The sequence below is a fragment of the Nitrospiria bacterium genome, assembly GCA_035498035.1.
In the GTDB taxonomy this organism is placed as follows: Bacteria; Nitrospirota; Nitrospiria; order JACQBZ01; family JACQBZ01; genus JACQBZ01.
In genome coordinates, this window is the sequence record DATKAN010000054.1 from 1 (window position 1) to 8,093 (window position 8,093).

Genomic DNA, 8,093 nt, shown 5'->3' on the forward strand with positions numbered 1-8,093 from the left:
TTCGTAATCAGCAGGTCGGTGGTTCAATCCCACTCGCCGGCTCCATTTATTTTCAAGCAGTTGTGAATCTCCGGGATTCTCAAAAGGTATTTTGCTTCCACCGTTTGCTACCATGAGTTTATTCTTGGCTTCCTCAATCAGCTTTTGCTGAGCCTCCGAGGGAAAGTCAAAAGTAAAGATTTGACCCCAGGCTTATTTATTTTCGCAACAAAATAAAATCATCATAAGTAATAAAATACTTGACAAACCGCAGCGAATTGGTTAATACTCTATCCACTCTGTAGACTATATGGATTATAGGTATGCTGTCACATAAAGCGAAATACGCCCTGAAGGCGTTGCTGGTTCTTGCGGAGGACTACGGGCACGGTCCAATGCTCATTTCAGATTTGGCCGAACGGGAGGGCATCCCCAAAAAATTTTTGGAGCATATTTTGCTGGAGTTGAAGAAACATGGCCTGCTCCAGAGCCAGAAGGGAAAGGGGGGAGGCTATTTGTTAGGCAAACCTCCCGGATCGGTCACGTTCGGGCAGGTCATCCGGATCCTCGACGGTCCGCTGGCGCCGGTTTCCTGCGTCAGTCAGATGGCCTATCAACGGTGCAAGGAGTGCAAGGATGAGGCGACCTGTGGTGTCCGGATCGTGATGAAGGAAACCCGCGACGCGATCGCTGAAGTACTGGACGGTGTGACCCTGACGCAAGCGCTAAAAAAAATGAAGCACGTTAAAATAAAATCCGGAGCCCGAAGAACCCGAAAATAAAAAATTTTCCTTATAACTATACTATCTCTATAGACTTGATATACATATCGTTCGTCCTGCTGCTTCCGGCTGCTTTCGAACTCGTTCCCGGAGTCAGGCTCGATCGGGCATAGACGGTTCCCGCGGTAGTCGAGGAGTAGCAGGCGCTAAACAGAAAAGATAAAACGATGGACACGGAGCTTTCCCAGAACAGACCAGGCCCGGATTCTCCGGAGGATGCAAGGAACCGGAAGGTCATTAATAAAATTCTGCAGGCGATTAAAAACCTCCGGTACGGGTCCGTCGAGTTAACGATTCATGAATCCAAGGTGGTTCAGATCGAGCGGAAAGAAAAGATCCGTTTCGATAAAGATGATTTGCGAAGGTGAGTGGAAGGACTCCCTTCCTTGGGATAGAAAGACTGGGCCGGCCGGACCACCGGAGGCAGCATAGGAAGAGATGAAAAAATCCGACGGGCATGCTGACCGGACCACCGGAGCTTCCCATGGAGAAAAGGAGCATTGTCGTGAGAATTTTCCGGTCGTTCGTTGAAGTTTTCCCTAAGCGAAAGGAAGCGATGAAATATCTTAGTTTGAAAGCAATATTGTTGGTTGGTCTGCTTGTGCTGCCGATGGTGGCATGGGCGGCGGAGGACCTGACGGATCTTTTGGTCAAGAAAGGGACGATTACGAAGGAGGAAGCGGATTCCCTCCAACAGCGGGGGATTTCCCCGTTCATCGACAAGATTACGTTGTACGGCGACTTCCGGCTCCGGGAAGAAACGGAGTGGTATAACGGCGGTGGAAGTGCGAACAATGGGAAAAACGTCAATCGTCTGCGCTACCGGCTACGGATCGGGAGCGATATCAGCGAGGGGCCGGTTATCCTCCATATTCGTCTGGCATCGGGGACCGGGGGGCAGACCAGCACCAACCAGACAGAGCAGTCCCTATCCTCCCAAAAGGCCATCTGGATCGACAGGGCCTATGTGGAAGTGATCCAGATTCCGAACCTCTCTCTGATGGGCGGCCGGATGGCCAATCCTTTCACCGTCAGCCTCACCGGAGAGTTGGTATTCGATGACGATTACAACCCGGAGGGTTTTGCCGAGAAATACACCTTGAAGCTGGGAGATACAGGCAAGGCCTACGCCACGCTGGGGCAGGTCGTTTTAGACGGAGGCGCGCAAGGCTCGCTTGCGCAATGGCTGCTGGGGTACCAGGTGGGCGGCGAAATCAAGACAGACCCGGTGGGGATTAATCTGGCGGTGTTGTACTACACCCTGGCAAATGGGGAAAAGGGCACTTTTTCGCAGAATACCGTGCAGGACGGAAACACCCGGGTTGGGGCAACTGCGGAACTGGCGAATTCCTTCAATGTGATCGATGCCACCGCTGCGGTGACGATCAAGGCCGCGATTCCGGTAACTGTCTCGGGTGATTATGTGAAGAATCTGCAGAGCACGGTCCAGAACGCTACGACCAAAAATCAAGATACGGGTTACGCAGTGGGCTTCAAGGTCGGTAGTGCCAGTGCCGCCAACACGGCCGAGTTCGGATATATGTACCGGGTGGTTCAAACGGATGCCACGCTCGCGGACATTGCGGATTCGGATTGGGGACCGAACGGAGGCACCAACCGGAAGGGCCATATCGTATGGACGGCTTACAATTTTACCAAAGCCACTCAGGTCAAGCTGAAATATTACAGCACCCTAAAAGACAAGGCCAGTCTGCCGCCGACGGTGTATACCGGGGCAGGGAATGTCAATCCGTCGTTCGGCCGGTTCCAGATCGATTTCTCGGTCAAGTTCTGATTGTCATCTAAAGAGAAACCTTCTCAAGTTATAACGGAAAGTTTAACCAAAGGAGATAGCCATGTTACTGAAAAAAGTTTTCCGTTTCCTCCCGGTTCTATTCCTGGCCCTCGGGGCGATATTGCCCCGGGTCGCGGGAGCCGAGACCACGTTGTTAAACGTGTCGTATGATCCCACGCGGGAGCTCTATCAAGATTTCAACGCCGCCTTCGCCAAGTACTGGGAGGCGAAGACGAAGGAGAAGGTCAGGATCAATCAATCCCATGGCGGGTCGGGCAAACAGGCCCGGGCGGTGATCGATGGGCTGGAGGCGGACGTGGTAACGCTGGCCCTGGCCTACGACATCGACGCCATTGCCGAAAAAGCGAACCTGATCCCGAAAAACTGGCAGTCGCGTCTGCCGCAGAACAGCTCCCCCTACACGTCGACTATCGTCTTCCTGGTGCGCAAGGGCAACCCGAAGCAGATCAAGGATTGGGACGATGTTGTGAAACCGGGCGTCTCGGTCATTACGCCCAATCCGAAAACCTCGGGCGGCGCCCGCTGGAATTATCTCGCGGCCTGGGGCTATGCGCTCAAGAAATACGGGAACGAGGAGGTCAAGGCAAAGGATTTCGTGACGCGGTTGTATAAAAACGTTCCGGTTCTGGATTCCGGGGCGCGCGGCTCGACCACCACTTTTGTCGAGCGCGGTATCGGGGACGTTTTGCTGGCCTGGGAGAACGAAGCCTTCCTGGCCGTCAAGGAGCTCGGGCCGGACAAGTTTGAGATCGTCGTGCCCTCGGTGAGCATCCTGGCCGAGACTCCGGTCGCGGTCGTCGACAATGTCGTGGACAAGCATCACACCCGCGCCGTGGCCCAGGCCTATCTCGAATATCTTTATACGCCGGAGGGTCAGGAGATCGCGGCCCGGAATTACTACCGGCCCCGGTTGGAATCGGTGGCCGTCAAATTCGCCGGTCAATTCCCGAGAATCAAGCTGTTTACCATTGATGAAGTCTTCGGAGGTTGGCAGAAAGCGCAGAAGGCACATTTTGAGGACGCCGGGACCTTCGATCAAATCTACCAACCCGGACGGTGAATGACGCCGAGGAGACAAGCGCAGGCGTAAGATATCGATGATCTTCCGAAAACACAGCATCCTTCCCGGCTTCGGTCTCGCGATGGGCTTCACCTTGCTTTACCTCAGCCTGATCGTGCTGATTCCGCTGTCCGCCACTTTCGTCAAAACGGCTACCCTGAGCTGGGTGCAGTTTTGGCAAACGGTCACGGCTCCCCGAGTGCTGGCCTCTTACCGGCTGAGTTTCGGGGCGGCGTTGATCGGGGCTTCGATCAACGCCGTGTTCGGCCTGCTGGTGGCCTGGGTTTTGGTGCGCTACCGATTCCCCGGAAAGAAAATCATCGACGCGTTGGTGGATCTTCCCTTCGCGCTTCCGACGGCCGTGGCGGGTATCGCGCTGACCGCGGTCTACTCCGCCAACGGGTGGATCGGCCGTTGGCTCGAGCCACTGGGAATCAAGGTGGCTTTCACCCCGCTGGGGGTGATCGTCGCCCTCACGTTCATCGGGCTGCCGTTTGTGGTTCGTACCGTTCAGCCCGTCTTAGAAGATCTGGATGTCGAGATCGAGGAAGCCGCGGCCAGTCTGGGCGCGAACCGGTGGCAGGTCTTCACCCGGGTGATCCTGCCCGGCCTCTGGCCGGCGGTGTTGACCGGATTCACGTTGGCATTCGCTCGGGCCGTAGGCGAATACGGATCGGTCATTTTCATCGCGGGCAACATGCCGATGGTCTCGGAGATCGCTCCGCTATTGATCATCACCAAGCTGGAGCAGTACGATTACGCCGGCGCGACGGCGATCGCCGTCGTGATGCTGGTGTTCTCATTCCTGCTTCTCCTGCTCATTAACCTGCTGCAGGGATGGAACAACCGGCGGCACGCTTTCTGAGCGAGGAGAAGACGCCATGTCCAAATCCCTCAAGCGATCATACCGCACAAAACACCCGACCACCGAGCCGTCCTTCGTGCGCCGGACGCTGATCACGACGGCCCTGTTGTTTCTCGGTTTGTTCCTATTCGCGCCGCTTGCGGCGGTTTTTGCGGAGGCGTTGAGAAAAGGACTATCGGCCTATCTCGCCGCCTTAGTGGAACCGGATGCGCTGGCCGCCATAAAACTCACGCTGCTCGCGGCCGGCATCGCCGTGCCGCTGAATCTCGTGTTCGGCGTCGCGGCGGCCTGGGCGATCGCCAAGTTCGAGTTTGTCGGTAAAAACATTCTGATGACGCTGATCGATCTGCCCTTTGCCGTTTCGCCGGTCATCGCGGGCTTGATCTATGTTCTTCTTTTCGGCCTGCAGGGATGGCTTGGACCCTGGCTTGCGGCGCACGACATCCGGCTTGTTTTCGCCGTGCCGGGGATCGTACTGGCGACGATCTTCGTGACCTTTCCCTTCGTGGCCCGCGAGCTGATTCCGCTGATGCAAGCCCAGGGCACGGAGGAAGAAGAGGCCGCTCGGGTCCTGGGCGCAAACGGTTGGCAGACCTTTCTCCATGTCACGCTGCCGAACATCAAGTGGGGACTTCTGTATGGCGTGATCCTGTGCAACGCGCGGGCGATGGGAGAGTTCGGCGCCGTTTCGGTCGTGTCGGGGCATGTGCGAGGAGTGACGAACACCTTGCCGCTGCATGTCGAGATTCTTTACAACGAATACAATTTCGTGGCCGCTTTTGCGGTGGCCTCACTGCTCGCCCTGCTGGCGCTGGTGACGTTGGCGGCGAAGGGTTTTGTTCATTGGGAATCCCGGCAATATGACGCCGGCCGTGCCAGAGCGGAAGGTGTTGGAGAAACGGCATGAGCATCGAAGCAAAAAATATTACGAAGCGATTCGGTTCCTTCACTGCGCTGAACGACGTCAGTCTGGAGATCCGGTCGGGCGAACTGGTCGCGCTGTTGGGTCCGTCCGGATCCGGGAAAACCACGCTGCTCCGGATCATCGCGGGGTTGGAGGCTCTGGACGGCGGCGCGGTCCTTTTTGACGACGAGGACGCGACGGAACGGAGCCCCCGTGACCGCCGGGTGGGTTTCGTCTTCCAGCATTATGCCTTGTTCCGTCATATGACGGTTTTCGAGAACGTCGCCTTTGGCTTGAAAGTCAAGCCGCGCCTCTCGCGTCCTTCAAAAGCCGAAATCGGGAACAAGGTTCACGCGCTGCTGAAGTTGGTCCAACTGGACTGGCTGGCGAATCAATATCCCGCGCAGCTTTCGGGAGGCCAGCGTCAGCGCGTCGCACTGGCCCGGGCGCTGGCGGTCGAACCGAAGGTTCTGTTGCTGGACGAGCCGTTCGGCGCGCTGGATGCCAAGGTGAGACAGGAGCTCCGTCGCTGGCTCCGGCGGCTCCACGACGAGATCCGCGTCACGAGCGTCTTCGTCACCCATGACCAGGAGGAAGCGCTGGAGGTGGCCGACCGTGTCGTGGTGATGAATAAGGGCCGGATCGAGCAGGTCGGATCCCCCGAGGAAATATACCAGCACCCCGTCAATCCATTCGTCATTCACTTTCTCGGTAAGGTGAATCTCTTTCACGGGCGGGTTCACGGCGGGCGCGCGCGAATCGGCCCTATCGAAGTCGACATCCCCGAGCATGCCGGGGTGCAGGATGCGCCGGCGGTCGGTTATGTGCGGCCCCATGAAATTGAGATCGAGCGAATGACCGCGGATCGACGGGCGGTCAGGGCCGTCATCGCCGGGGTTCATGCGGTCGGGCCCGTGATCCGTCTGGAATTGATTCGGCAGGACGACGGCGAGCGAATCGAGGCGGAACTGGCGCGGGAACGTTACCAAGAGATGAAACTCCAGAAAGGAGAACAGGTCTTCATCAAACCCCGCAATCTGAAGATCTTTCTGAAAGGTCCTGAATCCTAAAACCTCGAAGGAATTTCTGATATTCCCCGTTGACTTCATCCCGAACAACCATTACGATGATCAAAACATCGGTGGGATATGACGGAATGGCTGGACAGTTTTGTTTTAGGCGTGGTGGAAGGGCTGACCGAATTCATTCCGGTCTCCTCGACGGGGCATCTGATTCTGGCCGGACATCTCTTGGGCTATGAAGGGGAGAAGGCGTCCACGTTTGAGGTCGTGATCCAGCTCGGAGCGATACTGGCGGTGGTCTTCCTCTACAAAGAAAAGTTCTACGGTCTGAATCCGTTCAACAAGGAAAAAGGGTTTGCGGGAATCAACGGACTGACCCTATTGTTCCTGACGACCCTTCCGGCCCTCGTGTTCGGGGCAGCGGCTCATGGTTTCATCAAGAATCACCTTTTCAACTCGAAAACGGTCGCCTTGGGTTTGGGAGTCGGAGGTGTGGCGATCCTTTTGATCGAACGATTCCTTCCCGAGGTTAAGAAGCGCGGCGTCGATTCGCTGGGTTGGCGTGAGGCGCTCTCGATCGGTTTATTCCAATGCCTGGCGTTGTGGCCGGGGGTTTCGCGTTCGGGGGCAACGATCCTTGGCGGGATGGCGATTGGGGTGGAGCGAAAGACCGCGGCCGAATATTCATTTCTGGCCGCCGTGCCGGTGATGTTTGCCGCGACCGCGTACGACCTCTATAAGAGCCGGTCGTTCCTGGGCGCTTCCGATCTGACGACCTTTGTCATTGGATTCGTCGTCTCCTTCATCACGGCCTGGTTGAGCGTCAAATGGTTCATCAGCCTTCTCGGACGTTACACCCTGAATGGATTTGGATGGTATCGTATCGCGGTGGCGATCTTGATCCTGTGGCTCATCCGATAAGATTGACCTTTTCCACGCAATCGGGTCGAAACCGCCGTCTTTATCTTCCGCCGTTTTTCAAACCCCTCTTCGCTTGCGCCCTTTGAATCCGCCGCCCGGAATGGAAGGGGAGCCCCCTTTGGTTCGGCCCTGGGTTTTACCGGAATGACTTTGTTTGCTTGACTGTTGAGTGGACTGAAATCGTTTTTGGGCCCGCTCGATCATCAATTCCTGCGCGCCCCGGGTCTCGGCGCCGGTTTCGGGTTCGCTCCGGACGTAGGTCCCGTCCGACTGCATGGCCCAGAGACTCGCCCGGTTCGTCAGTTGGATCTCAAGGATTTGACGGAGCTGTTCCCGAAGCTCCGGTCCCTCTACGGGAACCGCCACCTCGATGCGATGCTGGAGTTTGTGCGACATGCAGTCGGCCGAGCTGATGAAATACTCTTCATTCCCGCCGTTTCGAAAGTAATAGATCCGGCCGTGCTCCAGGAATCGTCCGACGACGCTGACCACGCGGATGGTTTCGGACAATCCGGGAATGCCCGGCCTCAAACGACAAGTGTCTCTCACGATCAGGTCCACCTTGACGCCGGCCTGCGAGGCGCGGTACAGCGCCCGGGTGATCTCCTTGTCCTCGAGCGCGTTGACTTTAAACTGGATGAGACCCGGCGACCCCTCCGAATGTTGTGCGATTTCCCGGTCGATCTTTGATAGGAGCGCCTGTTTGAACACGGTGGGCGACGGCAGGAGTTTGCGGAACTTCCG

The 8,093-nt window shown here is 56.7% G+C and carries 9 protein-coding genes; 8 read left to right on the plus strand and 1 reads right to left on the minus strand.

The annotated features are described in order from the left end of the window. Positions 1–302: 302 nt before the first annotated feature. The 8 genes from VMN77_10545 to VMN77_10580 all read left to right on the plus strand — a co-directional run bounded on the left by VMN77_10545 (position 303) and on the right by VMN77_10580 (position 7,349). On the plus strand, positions 303–761 hold the full coding sequence (locus VMN77_10545; protein ID HTN44220.1) for an Rrf2 family transcriptional regulator: 459 nt from the start codon (positions 303–305) through the stop codon (positions 759–761). A 167-nt stretch (positions 762–928) separates the two neighbouring features. Then, positions 929–1,129, plus strand: coding sequence for a YezD family protein (locus VMN77_10550; protein HTN44221.1), 201 nt, complete (start codon positions 929–931; stop codon positions 1,127–1,129). 188 nt (positions 1,130–1,317) lie between these two features. Continuing rightward, positions 1,318–2,556: a putative porin gene (locus VMN77_10555; GenBank protein ID HTN44222.1), complete on the plus strand. Its 1,239-nt coding sequence runs from the start codon at positions 1,318–1,320 to the stop codon at positions 2,554–2,556. 61 nt (positions 2,557–2,617) lie between these two features. Further along, on the plus strand, positions 2,618–3,637 hold the full coding sequence (locus tag VMN77_10560) for a sulfate ABC transporter substrate-binding protein (GenBank protein HTN44223.1): 1,020 nt from the start codon (positions 2,618–2,620) through the stop codon (positions 3,635–3,637). A 37-nt stretch (positions 3,638–3,674) separates the two neighbouring features. After that, a complete protein-coding gene (gene cysT, locus VMN77_10565) occupies positions 3,675–4,502 on the plus strand; it encodes a sulfate ABC transporter permease subunit CysT (GenBank protein HTN44224.1) in 828 nt (275 codons plus the stop codon). A gap of 16 nt (positions 4,503–4,518) precedes the next feature. Further along, positions 4,519–5,409: a sulfate ABC transporter permease subunit CysW gene (cysW, locus tag VMN77_10570; protein HTN44225.1), complete on the plus strand. Its 891-nt coding sequence runs from the start codon at positions 4,519–4,521 to the stop codon at positions 5,407–5,409. After that, positions 5,406–6,476 carry a sulfate ABC transporter ATP-binding protein gene (locus VMN77_10575; protein HTN44226.1) on the plus strand — a complete coding sequence of 357 codons (1,071 nt, stop codon included), beginning with the start codon at positions 5,406–5,408 and terminating at the stop codon, positions 6,474–6,476. The genes cysW and VMN77_10575 overlap by 4 nt, the downstream gene beginning before the upstream one ends. Before the next feature lie 78 nt (positions 6,477–6,554). Beyond that, positions 6,555–7,349, plus strand: a complete 795-nt coding sequence (locus VMN77_10580) for an undecaprenyl-diphosphate phosphatase (protein ID HTN44227.1) — start codon at positions 6,555–6,557, stop codon at positions 7,347–7,349. 57 nt (positions 7,350–7,406) lie between these two features. Here the strand turns inward: VMN77_10580 and VMN77_10585 are convergent. Then, positions 7,407–8,093 (minus strand): RNA degradosome polyphosphate kinase (locus VMN77_10585; protein HTN44228.1); only part of this gene is annotated, 687 nt, incomplete at its 5' end.

Excerpts from the sequence above, each read along its gene's own strand:
- VMN77_10550 (HTN44221.1), top strand. The coding sequence starts at position 929 with ATGGACACGGAGCTTTCCCAGAACAGACCAGGCCCGGATTCTCCGGAG.
- VMN77_10575 (HTN44226.1), top strand. The coding sequence starts at position 5,406 with ATGAGCATCGAAGCAAAAAATATTACGAAGCGATTCGGTTCCTTCACT.
- VMN77_10555 (HTN44222.1), top strand. The coding sequence starts at position 1,318 with ATGAAATATCTTAGTTTGAAAGCAATATTGTTGGTTGGTCTGCTTGTG.
- VMN77_10580 (HTN44227.1), top strand. The coding sequence starts at position 6,555 with ATGACGGAATGGCTGGACAGTTTTGTTTTAGGCGTGGTGGAAGGGCTG.
- cysW (HTN44225.1), top strand. The coding sequence starts at position 4,519 with ATGTCCAAATCCCTCAAGCGATCATACCGCACAAAACACCCGACCACC.
- cysT (HTN44224.1), top strand. The coding sequence starts at position 3,675 with ATGATCTTCCGAAAACACAGCATCCTTCCCGGCTTCGGTCTCGCGATG.
- VMN77_10545 (HTN44220.1), top strand. The coding sequence starts at position 303 with ATGCTGTCACATAAAGCGAAATACGCCCTGAAGGCGTTGCTGGTTCTT.
- VMN77_10560 (HTN44223.1), top strand. The coding sequence starts at position 2,618 with ATGTTACTGAAAAAAGTTTTCCGTTTCCTCCCGGTTCTATTCCTGGCC.